General features: G+C 45.8%; 18 protein-coding genes and 2 other annotated features. Of the genes, 12 read left to right on the plus strand and 6 right to left on the minus strand.

Going from position 1 to position 20,186, the window contains the following annotated elements; all coding sequences use genetic code 11:
- Positions 1-251 precede the first annotated feature (251 nt).
- From ASD24_RS08340 to ASD24_RS08350, 3 genes are read left to right on the plus strand one after another with little or no spacing between them, the layout of a single operon-like run.
- A complete protein-coding gene (locus tag ASD24_RS08340) occupies positions 252-647 on the plus strand; it encodes a GntR family transcriptional regulator (protein ID WP_056694319.1) in 396 nt (131 codons plus the stop codon).
- Between the two features lie 22 nt (positions 648-669).
- Positions 670-1,770: a DUF1648 domain-containing protein gene (locus ASD24_RS08345; RefSeq protein ID WP_056694322.1), complete on the plus strand. Its 1,101-nt coding sequence runs from the start codon at positions 670-672 to the stop codon at positions 1,768-1,770.
- A 48-nt stretch (positions 1,771-1,818) separates the two neighbouring features.
- Entirely contained in the window at positions 1,819-3,408 is a 1,590-nt protein-coding gene (locus ASD24_RS08350; RefSeq protein WP_056694323.1) for an alpha/beta hydrolase family protein, read from the plus strand.
- 76 nt (positions 3,409-3,484) lie between these two features.
- Here ASD24_RS08350 and ASD24_RS08355 read toward each other — a convergent pair whose 3' ends face one another.
- A complete protein-coding gene (locus ASD24_RS08355; protein ID WP_056694325.1) occupies positions 3,485-4,831 on the minus strand; it encodes a hemolysin family protein in 1,347 nt (448 codons plus the stop codon).
- A gap of 363 nt (positions 4,832-5,194) precedes the next feature.
- Between ASD24_RS08355 and cls the strand changes: the two genes are divergently transcribed.
- Both cls and ASD24_RS08365 read left to right on the plus strand, forming a co-directional pair.
- A complete protein-coding gene (cls, locus tag ASD24_RS08360) occupies positions 5,195-6,634 on the plus strand; it encodes a cardiolipin synthase (protein ID WP_056694328.1) in 1,440 nt (479 codons plus the stop codon).
- A 356-nt stretch (positions 6,635-6,990) separates the two neighbouring features.
- Positions 6,991-7,902 (plus strand): YitT family protein, encoded by a 912-nt coding sequence (locus tag ASD24_RS08365; RefSeq protein WP_056694330.1) that lies wholly within the window; start codon positions 6,991-6,993, stop codon positions 7,900-7,902.
- 113 nt (positions 7,903-8,015) lie between these two features.
- Here the strand turns inward: ASD24_RS08365 and ligD are convergent, their stop codons facing one another.
- The 5 genes from ligD to ku form a co-directional block, all read right to left on the minus strand.
- On the minus strand, positions 8,016-8,906 hold the full coding sequence (gene ligD, locus ASD24_RS08370) for a non-homologous end-joining DNA ligase (RefSeq protein WP_056694333.1): 891 nt from the start codon (positions 8,904-8,906) through the stop codon (positions 8,016-8,018).
- Between the two features lie 105 nt (positions 8,907-9,011).
- Complete coding sequence (locus ASD24_RS08375; protein ID WP_056694336.1) at positions 9,012-9,971, minus strand: ATP-dependent DNA ligase; 960 nt, start codon at positions 9,969-9,971, stop codon at positions 9,012-9,014.
- A gap of 140 nt (positions 9,972-10,111) precedes the next feature.
- Positions 10,112-11,209 (minus strand): GerAB/ArcD/ProY family transporter, encoded by a 1,098-nt coding sequence (locus ASD24_RS08380; protein WP_056694338.1) that lies wholly within the window; start codon positions 11,207-11,209, stop codon positions 10,112-10,114.
- A gap of 214 nt (positions 11,210-11,423) precedes the next feature.
- Entirely contained in the window at positions 11,424-12,293 is an 870-nt protein-coding gene (locus ASD24_RS08385; RefSeq protein ID WP_056694341.1) for a VOC family protein, read from the minus strand.
- A 322-nt stretch (positions 12,294-12,615) separates the two neighbouring features.
- A complete protein-coding gene (ku, locus tag ASD24_RS08390) occupies positions 12,616-13,524 on the minus strand; it encodes a non-homologous end joining protein Ku (RefSeq protein WP_056694343.1) in 909 nt (302 codons plus the stop codon).
- A gap of 222 nt (positions 13,525-13,746) precedes the next feature.
- Here ku and ASD24_RS08395 point away from each other — a divergent pair, with 222 nt between their 5' ends.
- The 7 genes from ASD24_RS08395 to ASD24_RS08425 all read left to right on the plus strand — a co-directional run bounded on the left by ASD24_RS08395 (position 13,747) and on the right by ASD24_RS08425 (position 20,153).
- Complete coding sequence (locus tag ASD24_RS08395) at positions 13,747-14,043, plus strand: hypothetical protein (protein WP_056694347.1); 297 nt, start codon at positions 13,747-13,749, stop codon at positions 14,041-14,043.
- A gap of 4 nt (positions 14,044-14,047) precedes the next feature.
- Positions 14,048-14,224 (plus strand): H-type small acid-soluble spore protein, encoded by a 177-nt coding sequence (locus tag ASD24_RS08400; RefSeq protein ID WP_056694429.1) that lies wholly within the window; start codon positions 14,048-14,050, stop codon positions 14,222-14,224.
- Positions 14,225-14,582: 358 nt separating this feature from the next.
- The gene (tsaE, locus tag ASD24_RS08405; protein WP_056694349.1) at positions 14,583-15,062 is read left to right on the plus strand and encodes a tRNA (adenosine(37)-N6)-threonylcarbamoyltransferase complex ATPase subunit type 1 TsaE; all 480 of its coding nucleotides are present in this window, start codon (positions 14,583-14,585) and stop codon (positions 15,060-15,062) included.
- A gap of 7 nt (positions 15,063-15,069) precedes the next feature.
- On the plus strand, positions 15,070-15,918 hold the full coding sequence (gene tsaB, locus ASD24_RS08410; RefSeq protein WP_056694431.1) for a tRNA (adenosine(37)-N6)-threonylcarbamoyltransferase complex dimerization subunit type 1 TsaB: 849 nt from the start codon (positions 15,070-15,072) through the stop codon (positions 15,916-15,918).
- 18 nt (positions 15,919-15,936) lie between these two features.
- Positions 15,937-16,458: a ribosomal protein S18-alanine N-acetyltransferase gene (rimI, locus tag ASD24_RS08415; RefSeq protein ID WP_056694351.1), complete on the plus strand. Its 522-nt coding sequence runs from the start codon at positions 15,937-15,939 to the stop codon at positions 16,456-16,458.
- Complete coding sequence (gene tsaD, locus ASD24_RS08420) at positions 16,455-17,516, plus strand: tRNA (adenosine(37)-N6)-threonylcarbamoyltransferase complex transferase subunit TsaD (RefSeq protein WP_056694353.1); 1,062 nt, start codon at positions 16,455-16,457, stop codon at positions 17,514-17,516. Before rimI ends, tsaD begins: the two co-directional genes overlap by 4 nt.
- 163 nt (positions 17,517-17,679) lie before the next feature.
- Positions 17,680-18,041 (plus strand) — a binding site (T-box leader).
- 51 nt (positions 18,042-18,092) lie between these two features.
- Positions 18,093-18,447: a binding site (T-box leader), on the plus strand.
- A gap of 152 nt (positions 18,448-18,599) precedes the next feature.
- Positions 18,600-20,153: a 2-isopropylmalate synthase gene (locus tag ASD24_RS08425; protein WP_056694355.1), complete on the plus strand. Its 1,554-nt coding sequence runs from the start codon at positions 18,600-18,602 to the stop codon at positions 20,151-20,153.
- The last annotated feature ends 33 nt before the right edge of the window (positions 20,154-20,186 follow it).

Below are 20,186 nucleotides of genomic sequence, written 5' to 3' on the forward strand. Positions count from 1 at the left end.
GGTCACGTAATTTGCCCTTTACGATGTATATGCGGCTTTTTTTGACGTATCTGAAAATCTGAAAGGGCTGACTGAATTCTTTAGAAATCGTGCGTGATCGAGAGTTGTCACTGCATTTCTCACTTTAACTTAACCTCCTTTAGGTAACTTGCCCCTCCCATATTCAAACTTCATCATTCGATACCCTTTACTCAATCTTGTTCTATCTGTTATACTTGATATATAACAGATAACAAAAAGAAGGTGAACTCTTGATTATTCAACTTGATATGCAGTCTGAACTTCCCATCTATTCGCAACTTGTTAATCAAATTATCGAAGGAATTGCTAGTGGTCAGTTACAACTAGGTGAGGCTCTACCTTCGGTTCGGAATTTGGCTGCAGATATTGGTGTTAACCTTCATACAGTCAACAAAGCTTATACGTTACTCAAGCAAGACGGGTACATTCAAGTACATAGACAAAAGGGAGTTGTAGTCAACCCCGATGGCATGCCTGAATTAACGGATGATTTTCTGAGAAAGCAACACAGTGAATTAAGGCCCATTATTGCTGAAGCCATCTGTCGAAGTATGAACAAGGAGCAACTATTAGCAGTATTAGCCGAAATCTATGATGATGTTAAAGAGGGTCACAGCGAAGAATAAATGACATAGAGGAGTGTTGGGTATGCAACTATTTATCTTATTGCCTATTTTTTTAATCTTAGCTCCATTAGCGACGGTTCTCTCGTTTACACCATATTTGACCAGAGAGACCATTAGCTTTGGAGTATCGGTAAGTGAGCATAACTATTACACGCCAACCTTACGCAAGCTTCGACGTACGTTTGCTACATTAAGCCTGATTGGATATGGAATTATTATGGTTGCCTGTCTTTATTCACTCCAATCAGCCAATGAAGAGTCTACTGTAATGATTACTGGTGTTGGCGCAATAATGTTTATTGTGTACGGGTCAGTACTAAGTTTGTCATTTCATTTCAAGATGAAAAAGATAAAGGCAACACTCCCAACTGAAACGTCACCCCATAGAGTTAAAATCGATACCACCTTCCGCCAGAATAAGCTCACCTATTCCAACTATTGGTTTACGATTCACATTGCAATCATTGTAGCCATTGCAATCATTTCGATACTGAACTATGAAGCATTACCTGGCATGATTCCAATGAAATATGACCTTCAGGGCAATGTCACCTCCAGTTTTCCCAAAACTTACCTATCCGTACTGGCTATTAATCTCATACAGTTAGGTATGATTGTGCTCATGATGTTTGTGAACTGGAGTATTAAATCAAGTAAGCAACAGCTTACGTCGTCTGATCCTGTCCAATTTGCAACTAAAAATATTCAGTTTCGCCGTAAATGGTCCCTATTTACAATCATTACAGGCTTACTTCTAACGATTTTATTTGCCTTTGTACAAATAAACATGTTTGTTCCTAATCAGAACTTGTTATTAGCAATTAGCTTTATCATCCCTGTGGTGATTATTATAGGCGCTGTATTGTTGTCTCTCACTGGCAGACAAGGCGGTGGGGACATTCGTAATCATCAAGATGATAGTCAGCGATCTAAGGAACAGCCTGTGAATGACGATCGATATTGGAAGCTTGGCTTTCTATATTTCAACCCTGATGACCCTTCTTTTGTTGTTGAGAAAAGATATGGAATAGGGTGGACGGTTAACTTTGCTCGCCCAGCGTCTTGGATTCTGTTTTTGTTCATTATCGCCATTGTTGTTGTAAGCATAGCCCTGAGCCTATAAACGCTCATCTATGTACTTATAAATCAATAATTAGGAGGAGTTCTTATCGTGAACCATTGGAAAAAACAATTGATTTCCCTTATTTCCGCATGTCTCATCCTACCAGTAACATCCATCTCGGCAGCTACTTCAGAGTCTAATGAAGTCCAATCACAGGTTCCTATCCGTGAAATGGCTGAAATGAATGGAGCAGAGGTATCTTGGCAGCAAAAAACAGGACACATCACGATCACTAAAAATGACATTACGATCGAAGTTAAGGTTGGAGAAAAACAGGCGATGGTGAATGGGCAGGCAGTGCCGTTAGATCATCCTGTACAACTAATTAAAGGGGTTAGCTTAATAGATGTAGCTTTTCTTACAGAGGCATTGAAGGAAGCGCCCGAAGATATTTTTATTTCACTCGTGAGTGAGGGCAATGGTGTGGAGGCAGCGAAGTATATCCATACCTCTGTTAGTGGAGTGCTAACACCAACGTTATTGAGCCAGCTATGGGCATCCTTAGAAGGTCAGAATGGCAAAATTACAAGTCAAGCCTCAACGAAACGCGTAGAAAACAACAATGTGCATCGTAATGTAACATATACGTTTAAGACCGAGCTTACTAGTTTGAGTATTACGGTCAGAATGAATCATAACGGACTTGTAGATGACTTACACATTGCAGCAGCGACACCAGACGTTTATCAAAAACCAAGCTATGATCAACGATTTGCCTATACAGAACAAGCGATTACCATTGGTGAGGGTGAACTAGCTCTGCCGGGAACATTAACCTTACCCAAGGGAGAAGGGTCTTTCCCTGTTGTGATTCTCGTACATGGTTCTGGACCGAGCAATCAAGATGCTGCCATCGGTGGTGCGAAGCCGTTTCGTGATCTTGCAGTAGGGTTAGCATCACAAGGAATTGCTGTATTAAGATATGATAAGGTTACTTATGAACATACGTATAAGGTTGCTTCGCAGCCTAAGTTCACATTGAAGCAGGAAAGTGTAGATCAAGTTGCGGATGCAATCCAACTCCTCAAAAAGAATCCACAGATTGATACTACAGCGATTTATGTGGCCGGACATAGCCAAGGCGGGTTCGTAATGCCACTAATCATTGAAGAAGATAAACAAAATGAAATTGCAGGAACGATCCTGCTTGCCGCGCCAAGTGGTAGCTTTGTAGATGTGCTCATCGAGCAGCAGGATGAATTGGTAGATCGGGTGAAGCAACTTGGTTTAGACACGGAGAACGTTAAGTTACAGGCTGATTTTTACAAAAATGTTGCTGCCATCGTTAAAGATCCTACTTATTCTGTAGATCATCTGCCTGACTCATTCCCGCTTGGGCCTGCTTATTGGTGGTATGAGCAAAGAGATTATGTGCCTTCGGCCTTAGCTAAAACACAAAATACGCCTATGCTAATTATGCAAGGTGAAAATGATGTGCAAGTGTCTATGCAGCAATTCGAGGACTGGAAATCAGCCCTTCAAGGGCACTCCGATGTTACGTTCAAAAGCTATCCTAACGTAAACCATATTTTATCCACCTACGATGGTCTTTCCATTGGCACAGAGTATGCTGAGCCATCCAATGTCTCTGAAGCTATTATTGATGATATTGCGAAGTGGGTATTAGGTTCAAACTGAAATAAATATCAAAAAGCACTTGCCAATGGAGGCAAGTGCTTCTTCTTGTTCTATATCAAGTTGCTTCATTCAGCCACTAGGATTCCTTCTCGTTTTCATCAGCATAGTCTGACATAACGAGGGGTTCCTTCGGAACGACAGCAACCTTGTAAAAGCGGTTTTTATCTTTTTCCAAAAGAACAAACGTGAGATTCTCGTATTCGTATTCTTCCTGTTCGTTCATCTCTGGACGATGGCTGTATAACCAACCACCAATGGTATCCCATTCATCCGCATCGAGGTTGGATAAGAACATATCATTCACTTTCGACAAGGATACTTTACCATCCATAATGACATATTGTTCATTGATGATCTGAATATCTTCGACTTCGTCAGCATCGAATTCATCGCGAATCTCGCCGACGATCTGCTCAAGTACATCCTCAATGGTAACAATCCCCGACGTCCCACCATACTCATCGACCAATACGGCGATATGTACGCCATCCTTTTGCATTTTCTTCAGCAGGTCTTTGACAGGTGTTGTCTCATGGACAGCCGATACGGGCTGGATGAGAGAGGATAGGTCAACAGGCTCATCATTACCATACAACTCTAGGAAGAATTGCTTGGTGTTAATGATTCCGATGATATCGTCTTTACTCTCATTCACAACCGGAAAACGAGTATATTGTTCTTCACGAATAATATCTAGATTTTCTTGATTCGATTTATTTAAATAAAGGCAGACCATATCGGTCCGAGGTACCATAATTTCTTTAGCTAACATTTCATCAAAAGCAAAGATCCGGCTTACATATCCGAATTCCGCTTGATTGATCTTACCACTCTCGAAACTTTCGTTAATGATAATCTGTAGCTCTTCCTCCGAGTGTGCGTCTTCATGCTCAGAAGCTGGTTTAATACCGAATAATTTGACGAGCTGATTGGCAGAGCCGTTCAACAACCAGATAAATGGATACATAATACGGTTAAACCAGATGATCGGTGTTGACGTTAGTAGCGCGACCGTTTCGGCTTTGCGAATCGCAATCGTTTTGGGTGCAAGCTCGCCGACTACAACGTGCAAGTATGTAATGGCAATAAATGCGATAATAAACGATAAGAAAGATGATAGCGACTCAGGCAATTGCAAACTTTCGAATAAAGGATGTAGCAGCTTCTCTACGGTTGGTTCACCGAGCCAGCCGAGTCCCAGAGAGGTGATTGTAATGCCGAGCTGACAGGCGGACAAGTATCCATCCAGATTAGCCACTGCTTGTTTCACCGCTAAGGCACGCTTGTTCCCTTCGGCAACCATTTGATCAATCCGGCTTGGACGTACCCGCACCAAGGCAAATTCCACCGCAACAAAGAAAGCTGATAATCCTATCAAAAACGCAATCAAAAATAATTTTAACGCATACCCGTCACTGTCCATTACAATATTCTTCTCCTTTAAGTAATAAGTTTTTAACGATTATTATATCTAATTTTACGTAAGAAGACCACCTTTAGCTTATAGGTAGAGGAAGTATTTGGAACTGAAAACGCTATGAATGGCGCTGCACCGCCACTTTCAGAGATCTTGGTTGGATATGTTTAACCTATCACTGTCATAATATACACGCTGTTTTCCGTTTCAATCCTAGTGTTAGTGTGCGTATGTAAAGTTTTATCTATGCAAACCGTTACGAATAGGGTCAACATTGGGTATCTATGATTAGTCGCTCACTTAAACGTCAAAGATGATGTAGTGAACGTGTAACAGGATGATGTTTTTTGTCACTGAGGGGGAAGCTGAATGTTCTGGCTGCTTATCATATTGCTTATTTTTATTTTTCAGGCTGGTACCATTCTATTGCTGGAATTTCGTAATCCGGCGAAGGCTGTAGCCTGGTTATTTATTTTGTTTTGCGTTCCCCTGATCGGTTTCGTTGTCTATTATTTCGTCGCTCAGGATTACAATAAACGTAAAAAGCTCCGTAAAGGAGGCTCACGCATTTTCCGTGAGATTAAGGAAACGATATGGCAGCAAGCTCATATCATCGAGGATGCGCAGCAGATGACAGATCACCGTTTCCGGCATCAGCATCGGTTGTTCAATCTGTTGTCCCATCTGTCTGAAAGTCCGATAACAGGCTGTAATCGAAGTCGGGTGCTTACGAATGGGGAAGAAGCGTTTGAAGCCATGCTGCAAGCGATGGAAACGGCTGAGCATCATTTACATGTGGAGTTTTATATTTTCCGCGATGATGAGATTAGTACCAAGTTTCAAGATGTGATGATTCGTAAAGCCCAAGAAGGCGTGCAGGTTCGTTTTATCTGCGACGGGCTCGGGAGTCACAAGATGAGCTGGAATTTTATTCGCAAGCTTAAGGAAGCCGGCGTGCAGTTTCACTATTTCCTGCCACCGCTCATTGCTACGATTGATCGCCGAGTCAACTACCGTAATCACCGCAAAATAGTAGTGGTGGATGGGCGTATTGGTTTTGTTGGCGGAATCAATGTTGGCGATGATTACTTAGGCAAGTACCCAGAAATCGGATTTTGGCGTGATACCCATGTGCAGATTGAAGGGGATGCCGTCTATTTTTTGCAAAATACGTTTCTCAACGACTGGAAGCTTGCTTCCGGTGAGCAGATTACTGAGCCGCAATTAACGGAACTATTTCCCCCGCATATTTGCAGTGGGGATGAGCGCATCCAGATCTTAAGCAGTGGCCCGGATCAAGATTGGGATGCGATACAGGAGATGTGTTTTGGTGCAATTTCTGTGGCGTGTAACCGGATCTATATTACGACTCCTTACTTTATTCCCGACCCTGCCTTATATGAAGCGCTCAAAACTGCAGCCGTCAGTGGAGTGGATGTGAAGATTATCATTCCATATCAATCGGATTCTCGGCTGGTGCATCTAGCTTCTCTGTCATATGTTGAGGAACTGCTTCGTGCTGGTGTGAAGTTTTATCAATATCGGAAGGGTTTTGTACATGCCAAAGTCATGATTGTGGATGACCTGCTTGCTACTGTAGGGACTGCAAACATGGATATGCGTAGCTTCTTTTGTAATTTTGAGTTAACTGCGGTGTTGTTTGAGTCGGCGGCTATGGATCATTTGCTTCATGATTTTAAACGTGACTTAGAGAATTGCAGCTCCATTGATGTGAGGATTTTTCAGCAGCGATCACGGTGGCAAAAAGGGGCAGAAATGCTTTCTCGGATGCTTTCACCGCTTCTTTAGCCGTTTTTAGCCCGATTTCTGAAGATAAGTTCACTTTTTGTGAATTTATCTTCTTTTTGCTAACTGTTTTGCTCAAATTTGATCTTTTATGATATAATAGATATATAAATCATGTCTTGGCGAAGGAGGGGAGTCTGCGGGAAAACAGGCTCCCTTTTGCTCTCTTTTGGAAGTGTGAACCGGAATGCAGACAATCTTGAATCCATTTTATATCGCCTTTAGGTGCTTGTGCTCGTATAAGCCAGAGGATGTGTAGAGCTAGCTTCATTTCTTGCTCTACTGTATGTAGATCCGCTGTGAAGTATTTAAATGATTTATAAAATGGATTCACATACTGATTTAACGGGGGGGATACCATGTCTAATGTAACAGTGAAAGAATTAACATCTAAGGCAGCTGACCGCGGCGTCAAAAGCTCGGTGTTTACATTGAAGCTTCTGCAACGCATTGTAATGATACTTGTCGGTGCTGCACTCATGGCTGTATCACTTGAAGTATTTCTCGTGCCAAATGGCGTTATCGATGGCGGGATTACGGGGATCTCGATTATGGTCTCAGAGCTCACGCATCTGCCACTCGGGATATTCCTGACCTTGCTCAACCTGCCTTTTCTAATTCTAGGTTACAAACAAATTGGTAAAACATTTGCGTTATCTACGCTGCTTGGGATCGTAGTGATGTCCATCGGGACATCGTTATTGCATAAAGTGCCTGCATTAACGCCAGGCGAACCGCTGCTTGGAGCAGTGTTTGGCGGATTGATCCTAGGGGTGGGTGTTGGTCTAGTTATTCGTTCCGGTGGATCTCTGGACGGAACCGAGATCGTTGCCATTTTGCTGAGTGAGAAGTCACCATTATCAGTAGGACAGATCGTATTGTTCATTAACGTATTTATTTTTGCAGGTGCAGGATTTGTATTTGGATGGCCAAATGCTCTGTACAGCATGATTGCTTATTATATTGCGATGAAGATGATCGATATTGTCAACGAAGGATTGGATCAATCCAAATCGGTATGGATTATAAGTGAGAAATATCGGGATATCGGATCAGCGCTCACAGACCGTCTTGGTCGTGGTGTTACCTTCCTCGATGGAGAAGGTGGATTCAGTGGGGATGAGAAGAAAATCATTTTTGTGGTTATCACTCGTCTGGAAGAAGCTAAGTTGAAATCAATTGTAGAAGATTGGGATCCACAAGCCTTTGTAGCTATTGGTAATATCCATGATGTGAAGGGCGGACGATTCAAGAAAAAAGGTATCCATTAGCGAGCCTAATCGCTTAATCGCTGAATAACTGAATGACAATATGCCGCATGTGCTCGGACGAAATGCACATGTAGTTAGAACAATAGCCGATACCCTTGGTTTGAGGGTGCCGGCTATTTCTTTTTGAGATGCTGGATAATCAGCTCCACCGGCTGAGGCTCGACAGCAGCAATGAGGTCTCCCATGTGTGCAAGCCGTTCTACGATGTTCATAAGATGATAATCCTTGACCGACACGTCGTTACGAACTTCATCCCAAGTGAGAGGTGTCGAGACGGTGCCTCCTGGTTTAGCTCGCGGTGTATAAGGAGCTGCCAGCGTTTTGCCGCCATAATGTTGAAGATAGTCAAAATAAATACGATCCCCACGGTCTTTTTTGAGTCGTTCTAGCGTGAACAGATTGGGGTGTTTCTGGGTAACATATTTGCCTACAAAATGGCCGATGTCCCTCAGTTCATCAAAGGTGACACCCTGACGGATCGGCACAATGATCTGAACCCCAGTGGCGCCAGAGGTTTTGGGTACAGATCGAAGACCAAGGGACGTGAGCGTTTCCCCTACGATCTGGGCAGCCTGCATGATTCGTGGCTCGTCCTCCTGGGAAGGATCAAGATCGATCATCCATTCGCAAGGTAAATGACTCCCGACCGCATGTAGGGAAGGATGGAATTCAAGTGATGCCAGATTCCCAAGCCAGAGCAGTTCCGGTAGTTTGTTCATGACTACATAGTTAATACCTTCATGATTGGAGGTGTGTACGAATGGTGGAAGCGGCTCGGGGGCATTCTTTTGATAAAAGAATTCACCGTCCACGCCATGAGGGTATCGAATGGTAGTAAGGAGCCGATTGCTGGTATAGGTGAGGAGATAAGGAGCAAGTGCTGCTAACTTTTGCAAATAGATGGCTTTTGTCACCCCAGCTTCCGGCCATAAAGGTTTGTTCGGATTCGTCACAGTGATCTCCATGCCATCAATCATGATGGTTCCTTTAATCGTGTGTGCCATGTCGTATGCCTCCTATCCTTCGAATCTTTCGTATTGGCAGGCTATACTGCCATCTCTTATCTGTGTGAACGTTTAGTTGAATCGTTATACATGGAGCTACATATTCTACTGCTCTTCTTGGATAAGCTGACTTGCAGGGCAATCCTCCTGTGTAACTTCGGCAAACGTCTGAATACTTGGATGGCGCAACGTCCGGTGATGAGTTAGTTCCATGTATTGCACTTTGACTCCAATCTGTGGCTCGATCCACGTCGTCTCTGCACTGCGTTCAGGGATGTTATGAAATGGATTCGTTTGCCGAATTAGCGGCTGTATATCCGCAGTAAGCTTGCGCCACGTATCCGAGTTTAGCCTACCTGTGCCCACATGACCGATATAAATAAAGTGTGACCCATCGTATACCCCTACTGCTATGGCATTCACAATACCGCTACGAAAAGTAACGCCGCCAATCATCGCATAGAGATCATGCATAATTTTTACTTTCTGCCAGCGTGCATCCTTCGCCCGAATTCCATACGTACTGGCAAGATCCTTAATCACGATGCCTTCCATCTGATGCTGTCTCATAACGGTCAACAGGGCTGCTGGATCGGACATATTAGTGACCTCTTGCACATGAGAGGATGGAGTAAGCACCTGGTGTAGCAATTGCTGGCGCTGGGCAAGAGGCTGATCTGTGACCCATTTTCCGTCATAGTACAAGATATCAAACACCATGTAAGTGATCGGAATATGCTGAACCGCTTGAGCGATTGCGTCTGGTTTGCTCATACGATCACGGCGCAAAACATGATAAAAGGAAGGTTTGCCGGTGTCGGGATCTAACGCGATAATTTCACCATCCACAATGTAAGACGGAGCAGAGCAGATATTGCGGCTTAAAGCAAGCTCAGGGTACTGTGCCGTTCGTTCATGCTGTCTACGGTTGATCAGTCTGAGCTCTTGTCCGTCCTCGTAAGCAAGCATACGAACACCATCCCATTTGATTTGGGCAATCCAATTAGAGCCTGTAGGTAGAGTAAGGCTTGAGATGGGTTCAAAGGGGATGATCGGAGTGAACATGTATATAGGCTCCTTTCCAAATAAAAGAGGTTGTTCCAAACAGTGCGATTTGGATTACGAGGATGCCTGATGGCATCTCAGCGTCGAATATGGGATTCAGCCGAAAACCGCTATTAAACATGCACTAAAAGTGATCATGTTTATATTTTTGACGAACGGGCTCGGAGTTTATGTACAAGAATAAGGAGCAGCGGAAGAGCAATTCCACATGTAAGATCCCAGTCGATCCAATAAGGAATGACGACTTTGAGATAGTAAGTTTCGTTTGGCGCAATAAGGATAGACATACTAAAAATGATCAATGCGCTCGGTAAGATGAGTGAGCGGTAACTGGACAATCGAAAAAGGTGGGCAATTCCTGAGATAAAGCCGTAAAAAAACAAAATGGCTTTAAAAAAAACAGCGATAATCCATACACATGCGATAAAGGCTTCCATCCGCTGTAGAAAGTTACCTATATTAATTTTCTGGGCAAGCATAAACGAGGCAAACCAATAATGCTGTGTTAGAAAAGAACCCATGACCAACAAACTGATCGTCAACGTTAGTGTCAGCATTAATCCACCAATCATGCCTGTTAGTAGAATATCCTTTTTCATATGAGGCTTTTGATTGGTGTAGGGGAGCAGCATCATAAAAATACATAGTTCACAATATGGATATGTCAGTACAGCGACAAAGCCTTTCAAAGGGGCAAGTATGCCGTTGGAGAGAATAGGCTTGATGTTACTCAGTTGCATTTGAGGAAGTAGTAAGACAAGCAGAATAATGAGAAATAATACAACAAGAGGAAGGAACACCTCAGCAGTTCTACCTATGCAGGTTAGCCCCTGTATCAGTGCCCATGCAAGTGCACCAACAAAGAGCAGATCAATCGCCCATATTGGCGATGAAGGTAAGATCTGAGTGGTCATGAAATCGCCAAGTTCCCGGATAAAGGTAGATGTACTGATTAGAAAATAAAATAAATAAAAACAACTAATCAGCGCACCGATCCAAGAGCCAAAAGTTTGAAGTGCATTTTCAATCAGGTTTATCCGCGGATTAAGATTATAGACTGCCAGAAAAATGATTAATACTCCCATTCCACCCCCAACGCCAAGTATCGCTGATAACCATGCGTCTTCCTGTGCGTAGGAAGTAATCATGGAAGGGAATACGAGAATCTGTTCTCCAATCGTACATAGGAACAGTAGAATGGCAAGTTGCCTGACGTTCAACCTTCCCTTCTCAATCATATGTTATCTCCTTCGAGTATCTTCGTTGTCTTGAGCATGTGGATAGGATGCACGAAAAGAACCATATTTATAAGGCAGGCTTGACGTATAACATCATCATGAATACCATCAATAAAAAAATCCCGAACAACAGGCAGATCCTCCATGGCATGGGAGGGTGCCGTATGTTCGGGATTTGTAGAATGTGTAGTGTTAGTAAAGCATAATGAGAAAATTAATTCTCTACTGTCAGACGAATGTGAATCTGCTGTGGATCGACTGTAAAGTAGACATCGTTTTGTTGTGTTAATGTCGCTCCGGCTTCACGTAACTGTTCTACAGCTTGGTTACGTTCCTCTTGGCTGGAGTATACAATCGTAAAGTATTCAATGCCTGTAGCATGGCTAGGATTCACAGGTGCTCCTGAGCCTGCCCAAATATTAAGTCCGATATGATGATGGTATCCGCCTGCAGAGATGAACAGTGCTGACATGTTGGCAAAATTGCCGACGATATCGAAACCAAGTACACCATGATAGAAGCGGCGGGATTCTTCCAAACTACGTACATGGAAATGTACATGACCAATGACAGTACCTACCGGAAGACCTTCCCAAGTTTCATTCGCAGATAGGTCAAACAGACCTTGAACATCAACGGGATCGGTTCCCATGATGTAGTTGTTATCTGCGTCACGTTGCCATGTATCGCGAGGGCGATCGGCATAGATTTCAATACCATTAAGGTCTGGATCAGAGATGTACAGTGCTTCACTAACAAGGTGATCCCCTTGTCCAATCTCAATACCGGATGCAGCGAGGTTGCGCAGAGCTAACCCGAGGGACTTACGATCAGGCAATAGGATAGCAAAATGATACAAACCAGCCGAGGAACGTTCAGGCATAGTCACTGCGTTAGGAATTTCCTCAAGACGTAAGAGCGAGTGCTGTCCATCTACGGTAAACGTGGCAACAGAATCCCTCCGTTCCAGCAGTTTCAAACCTACCACTTGCGTATAAAATTCAATGGAGCGCTCCAGATTGCTGATTCTCAGACTAACTTCACCCAGATGGGTAGTAGCAGGAATTTGATAAGGTTGAGTCATGTCGTTACCTCCTGAAATAAAATATGATTTTTGTGCCTAGCCACTAAGGGGTTGTAAGAATTCATAGTTATTATGGGTTCATAATTAGGATTAAATGGATTGAATGGGATATAAGATTGCAATGGATATTTGGACTTATATGCAATTAAGATCAAGATGACTTTAAAATCGCAAATAAGTTACTTTTCATAAGTTAATATAAAATATAAATCGACTTTCGTCAAATGATTAATATCGATTAATCCGTGTGATTTCATCTCATATAAAACATAAATCCGGCTGTAGCGCCGGATTTAATGAGTTCTGATTGAGAAGACATGAGCTATGTCTTCGGAGTCGTTTTTCTCTTTTTCGCAGGCGCAGCAGGGGTGTCGTTTTCTCCTCCAGCGACAGCTTGAATGGCCGTTTTTTTCGGTGCGCGTTTCTTCGGCTTGGCGGTAGATTTACCAGGATCAGTAGGGATAGGTTTAACAGCCTCGATACTCGCCTGCAAGGCAGCCATCAGATCCATTACATTAGCCTCCGGTTTGGCAGGAGCGATTTTGATCTCTTCACCCGCAACCTTGTGATTGATCAGATCCAGCAATTTGCCTCGGTAATCGTCGGTATATTTGCCAGGCTCAAACGGGGTAGACAGTTGGTCAATTAGAAGCTTCGCCATGGTCAGCTCCTTCTCATTGACTTGCTGTACCTCGGGCAGATTAGGAACTTGTGAGACGGGACGGATCTCATCAGGATAGAATATCGTCTCCATGGAGAGACAGTCCTCAAGCACACGAATAGCGGCTAAGCTGCTTTTGGATCGAATCGAAATTTTGGCTATCCCGATTTTGCCTGTATCTCGCATGGCGTTCATTAATAGCTGATAAGCGTTCCCTCCCGCCTGATCGGGGGACAGATAATATGTCTTTTGAAAATAGATCGGGTCAATTTCAGTTAGATCTACGAAATCGAGGATCGTAATGGTTTTGCTGGTGGAATCGTTGAGAGCTTCCAATTCCTCCTTCTCAAAAAGGACGAACTTGCCCTTCTCATATTCGTACCCCTTGGTAATCTCTTCCCACTGTACTTCAACCTCACAAGAAGGACATTTGCGAACATAAGCAAGCGGGCTACCACAGACTTTGTGGATGTAACGCATGGAGATGTCTTTGTCTTCGGTAGCCGAGAACATTTTGACAGGCACATGTACAAGTCCAAAACTAATAGCGCCTTTCCAGACGGTATGCATGGATATCGGCTCCTTTCCGTTAATCATTTATAAGAATCAGTATGGGCATTTCTGTGAACGGCTAACCGCTTCATCCCATGGATGATGTGCTGAGTATGCTTCAGCAAGAGTGGGGGATGATAACAGAAACATCCTTGAGATCAATCTATAGAGCAGGCGAGCTGGAGAGTGGTCTTCGTCATAGGATGAGCAATTGTAACTATCTAACCTAGGAGGTGTCTCATGAAGAATGGACGTGATGAAGGGGAAGCTCATGCTCACACATTTTCACCTTATCCTCTTGCAGCGTCGGAAGGCTCCGAGGATTTCCACACGCCTGCGACATCTGTCAATTGGGAGGCCGTGACCTCAGAGGAGTTACCGCTTGACCGAGAATCGTTCATGCTCGATATTGATCGCATGGTCAATGAGGGGCTGGGTGGAGGTCAGGTAACCGATGATAATGGTTATATTGGGGACAGCACAACCGATACCATGGTTCGTGAATCACACGATGATCCGGAAGGGGAGTACGAATAAGATGATGGATGTTAAGCGTGCCAAAGCGATATATGATTCTGAGGATACAATTGCTGTTACGCTCGAAGGGGATCCGGTTTGGATTGAAAGTGTGGACGAAGCCAATGGGATGGCTACAGTTCAGGTAGGAAGTCGCCCTGGTAATACGCAAACTGTTCGTGTGGATCGACTGGAGGAGTAGCAACTAAGCCTCGTTAACGTTCAGTGCATGAAGGAGCCGTAGAAATAGAAGCGGTTTTATTGTGCAGGTATAGGTCATGATCGTCGAGAGGACAAGCTGAGGTTGGTATCACGGCTCCCCCGATCATATTCATGTCCTGATTATCTGAACGTGCTCTATGACAAGGTTGGTCAGCCGCAGATTTGCAGATATAGAGATTTGAGATGAGGCCGGTGCCATGAGGTGCCGGTTTTTTCGCTATTTTAGTGGGGATATCAAGCGTCATTCCTTTTGCAAGTGTTGCGGGGGAAGAAGGTGACCGATATAATAGTCTTCAAAGTGAACTCAGGCGGCAGAGCCGTCAAAGGTGGGGCGTAAATTGAATCAAGAGCATGAGCAGTGGGTGTATGATTCCCATGGCATTTCAGATACAGAAGCGCTTGCGTCTGCACTTGCTGGACAGGCAATGGCTGGTATGGTGATTGCACTGGATGGTGATCTGGGCGCGGGCAAAACGGCATTTTCACAAAAGTTCGCCTGGCATTTGGGTGTGCGAGGTGTAGTTAACAGCCCTACGTTTACATTGATCAAGGAATATGAGGGACGATTGCCTTTATATCATATGGATGTATACCGTATTTCATTGGAAGAAGCGGATGAGCTTGGGCTAGATGAATACTTCTATGGAACCGGAGTCAGTCTGGTGGAATGGTCAAGCATTATCCCAGAGCTACTCCCCGAAGAGCATCTGCATATACAGATCGAAACGACCGGTCCGGAAGATCGTAAGATTACGCTGGATGGATACGGTGAGAAGTATTCCGCCATATGCCGGCAGTTCAGACAGAATGGAGTCTAATAAGATGATGGAAGATTTACAAAAAAAGCCGCGTCAGCGGTTTTTGGCGTTGGATACGTCTACAGCGGTGATGGCTGCCTCAGTGATGGAGGATCACACGCTGCTCGAGGAACGAAATGAACGGGCAGAGCGTAATCATTCCGTGCATGTTGTGCCCGTAATGGAGCAGCTCTTGGCTGCGAGTGGAACACAGCCTGGGCAATTAGACGGCATTGCCGTTGGCATTGGCCCTGGATCATACACAGGCATCCGCATTGCGGTGACGGCGGCCAAAACACTTGCCTGGGCATGGGACATCCCCGTTGCCGGGGTGTCCAGCCTTCAGGCAATGGCCTGGGGCGGCTGGCATCATGGCCTCGCCGCCAAGGCCGAAGCTGCGGCAGAGGAACCTGCCGCAGCAGGGGCTGGCGGAACGCCATCCGCGGACGAGGGCAGCCAGTCGGCTGCCCCGGTCCACTGGATCGTTCCGCTCGTGGATGCACGGCGCGGTCAAGCGTATACCGCGCTGTTCGCCTCCGCCGGGAGCAATGCGCCCCGGCGGCTTGAGCCTGATGCCATCCGTAAGATGGACGGATGGCTGGAAGCCCTCGCCGCCCGCATCGCGGAGGCGGCGCCGGAAGAGCGGCCCGCTGCCGTCTGGCTTGTCGGCGATGCGGGGCCAGTTGAGGCTGCGGCTGCGCTGCGCTGCCCAGCAGATACGGCACTGCAGCTCATTCCATATGAGCTGGAAGGCCGTTGGGTCGGGCGCCTTGGCGCCGCCGCGCTGCTTGCAGGTCAGCGCGATGATGTTCATGCGCTGGTGCCGAACTACACCCAACTGGCTGAGGCGGAAGCCAATTTACTGCGAAAAGGGTGAAGGGGGTACGGCGAGCGGATGGATAATGTGATAGAAAACGACCAGGGTGAGGCGCTCCAATTCAAGCTCATGACACTATCGGATATTCCCGATGTGATGGTGATTGAGCATGAAGCTTTTACGCTGCCCTGGACGGAAGAGGCATTCCGAAATGAATTAATGAACAATCATTTTGCTAAATATATGGTTATGGAAATAGACGGTACGGCGATCGGCTACGCGGGGATGTGGACGATTATGGATGAGGCGCATATCACGAATATCGCGGTAAGACAGGCCTATCGCGGCCGCAAGCTTGGCGAGAGATTGCTGGATGAACTGATGAGAACGGCAGCCTATTTGGGCATGGAACGGATGACGCTAGAAGTAAGGGTTTCGAACTTAGTTGCTCAGCGTTTGTATGAGAAAAAAGGGTTTGAATCGGCAGGTATTCGCAAAGGCTATTACTCCGACAACATGGAGGATGCGATGATTATGTGGGCGAATTTGCCTTCTACAGGCCGAGACGGCACAGAGGAAGGAAGCGTAACGGATTCATGAAGGAACTGAGTGAGAACCAACAAACACAAGAGGCTCCATGCTACATTTTGGCGGTGGAGACGAGCTGTGATGAAACGTCTGTAGCAGTGGTCAAGGATGGACGGGAAGTGCTGTCCAACTTAATCTCCAGTCAGATTGAGACACATAAGGCATTTGGTGGCGTTGTGCCTGAAGTAGCTTCACGCAAACATGTGGAAGTCATCACATTAATGCTTGAACAGGCCATTGAAGAATCGGGTATTCGTCCAAGAGATTTAAGTGCCATCGCCGTAACGCAAGGCCCTGGACTCGTGGGTGCTCTGCTTGTCGGTATCGTTGCAGCCAAGACGCTGGCAATGGCGCTGGGTAAACCGCTAATTGGGACTCATCATATTGCAGGACATATCTATGCGAATCGTCTTACACAAGAACTGAAATATCCTGCGATGGCGCTTGTGGTATCGGGTGGACATACGGAGCTTGTGCATATGGAATCCGAAGGTAAGTTCAAACTGATTGGCCGCACACGGGATGATGCTGTAGGTGAGGCATATGATAAAGTGGCGCGGGCCTTGGGTTGTCCTTATCCTGGGGGGCCACATGTGGACCGGATGGCATCAGAAGCAGAGCAGGTTGTACCCTTACCAAGAGTGTGGCTGGAAGCTGATTCATATGACTTCAGTCTCAGCGGATTGAAATCTGCTGTACTCAATGTGCTGAATCAGGCCAAAATGCGCGGAGAAACCTTGGAAGCTTCTGCTGTGGCGAGAGGGTTCCAAGAGGCTGTCGTTGAAGTGCTAGTTGAAAAAGCCGTCCGTGCCGTCCGGCAATATGGTTCACAACAACTGTTGTTGTGTGGTGGTGTTGCGGCAAACCGCGGACTGCGCACGGCTTTGCAGGAGCGTTGTGAACGGGAAGGGCTTGAATTGTTAATCCCACCAATGGTGTATTGTACAGACAATGCTGCCATGATTGGAGCTGCAGCTTACCTGAAATGGCAACGTGGAGAAATTTCCGAATTCGATGCCAAAGCCGATCCAGGGTTATCGCTGGAGGAATGGTCTGTGCAATCCGTATAGAGGTTGTTCAAAAAGTCCGCTTTTGATTATGAAGAATGCCCTGAGGCATCTCAGCGCCCGATATGGGTTTCGGCCGAAATGTTAAATGTAACAGTTGACATTCGGATGTGAAGAATGTATATTAGTTACAAATTTAAACAATGTGTTCTTCTGAACAATAATAGAAAACGCGATGAACAGGAACAGTAAGGAATTTCCCGGTTGTAGAGAGCTGCGGGTTGGTGCAACGCAGTCGACGGAAAACCTGAAACTCACCTGGAAGCGGAACGATGGAACACGGTTACTCTCTTAGAGAGCCGAAGACCGATTAAGGTCGAAAGTACATGGTTACGGGTTGCCTCCGTGAATGGGCCGTTGTCTTGAATCGCCGGATCGAATGACGGTGGATGATTGGCAATAACTGAGGGGGCTTCTGACGGCTTCGGGTGATTCTATTGTGTGCATAGACATATAGGAGTTACGCGAGTGAATCGGAGAAGTCAACAAGAGTGGTACCGCGAAGGTGAACAGCCTGTCGTCTCTTGCATATATGCATGAGGTGGCAGGCTTTTTTGATTTTATTTTATCCTATATCAGATAAATGTAATGAACGGGAGCAGTACAAGGATGAGGCGCACAGAGAGCTGCGGGTTGGTGCGACGCAGTGGCATAATTCCTTAGAATCTCGCCCGGGAACAGAGCTATGGAGGCATGGAAAGACGATCTGATTATCACGATACTTCCTTGACGGTAGTAGATGATCTAAGTCCATGTTACACAGCGACGGCTAACCTCCGTTATGGGGTGTTTCTCCGTTTGGTCATGTTGCGGCTGTACTGCCTGTCCGCCAGATCATAAACGGAGACAACGAGGTGGATGGTGATTCGGCTTAGGCCGTAACCATCAAGCAAGAGTGGTACCGCGGAGGGGAGAATAACCCGCCGTCTCTTAATGGAGATGGCGGGTTATTTGTATTTGCTGCCGGCAGCAGGGTGGGCATAGAAATGAGAAGCGCTTATGAAAATTACTACATCTGGTGTGTAAGTCGACGTACACGCTAGAGCCAATGGCATGACATAACCTATTGATGGAGGCTGATGATATATGACAACGAATAACAAACGGCACATTGAGATTTTTGATACAACACTGCGTGATGGGGAGCAAGCGCCAGGAGCGAGCTTACAGCCCGAACAAAAAATTGAGCTGGCACATCAACTAGCTTCTCTTGGTATTGACGTCATTGAGCCTGGATTCCCGATCTCCAGCCCAGGGGAGTTCGCGGCGGTTCAGGCGATATCTAGACAATTGCAGAACGTAGAGATTTGTGGATTTGCCCGTGCTGTAAAAGGTGATATTGATGCAGCAGTGCGTGCAACGGCTGATGCTGCACGGCGCAGAATTCACCTGTTTATTTCTTCGTCAGATATTCATATCGAACATCAACTGCGTCGTCCGCGCAGTGAAGTTGTAGCTACTGCTCGTGAGATGGTGTCATATGCAAGGCAGTTCAGCGATATCGTAGAATTCACGGCAATGGATGCGGCTCGCACCAAAATGGATGACCTGATTGAAATGATTGAAGTCGTTATTGAGGCTGGAGCCTCGATCATTAATTTGCCAGATACGGTTGGTTACGCACTGCCACATGAATACGGGGAGATGTTCCGTCGTGTACGCGAAGGCGCTAGAGGTGGCGACCAAGTTCGTTATAGTGCCCATTGTCATAATGATCTGGGTCTTGCGGTGGCGAATAGCTTGGCCGCCATTGCGAATGGGGCTTCTCAGATTGAAGTAACCATTAACGGCGTAGGCGAGCGGACAGGTAATGCAGCATTGGAAGAACTGGTTATGGCACTGGAGACGCGGGGTGATGTGCTTGAAGCAACAACGAATATCAAATTAGAGCAACTGTACGAGACATCCCGTCAGATCAGCCGAGCGATGCACTTCCCGATTGCCTATAACAAGCCAGTCGTAGGACGTAATGCCTTCCAGCACGAATCCGGTATCCATCAGGATGGGCTGTTGAAGAATCGGAACACATACGAGATTATGGATCCAGAAGCACTCGGTATTCCACGTAGCATGATTATTCTGGGTAAACACTCTGGGCGCCATGCCTTGAAGGATCGGGTTCGTAAATACGGGTTTGAGCCGGATGAACAGCAAATGGAACAACTCTACAATGTATTCAAAGAAACGGCTGATCAGCAAAAAGTAGTTAGTGATGACCAGCTGCTTCAGATGGTCAGTCAGACCATGAATATTCCTGCTCAAGATTATGAGCTGGTCGAATTGCAAGTTACGGCAGGTAGCATGACAGATCGTATGGCTGCTGTACGCATGCGTGCAGGTGGAGTGGAGCAATCCTATTCCGCAGTAGGAAGTGGGCCTGTAGAGGCGGCGATTCATGCTATAGGTCAGAGCATCTCTGACGATATCACATTTGTGGATATGGAGATTCATGCCTTGAGCGGAGGAGAAGAAGCGAATGCCGAGGCAGCAGTTACGGTTGAGCGTGCTGGTCGGGAATTCAGAGGAACCGCTATACACAGTGATATCGTGATGGCTGCTGGACTTGCGTATGTGGCTGCATGTAATGCTGCCGGACTAAAAGCAGAATCATCCGAAAGTGGAGAGATCGCTCACGTATAAAAAGGGGCTCCGATTCAACGGGAACGGTGTGTT

Source organism: Paenibacillus sp. Root52, from assembly GCF_001426865.1.
Classification (GTDB): Bacteria; Bacillota; Bacilli; order Paenibacillales; family Paenibacillaceae; genus Paenibacillus.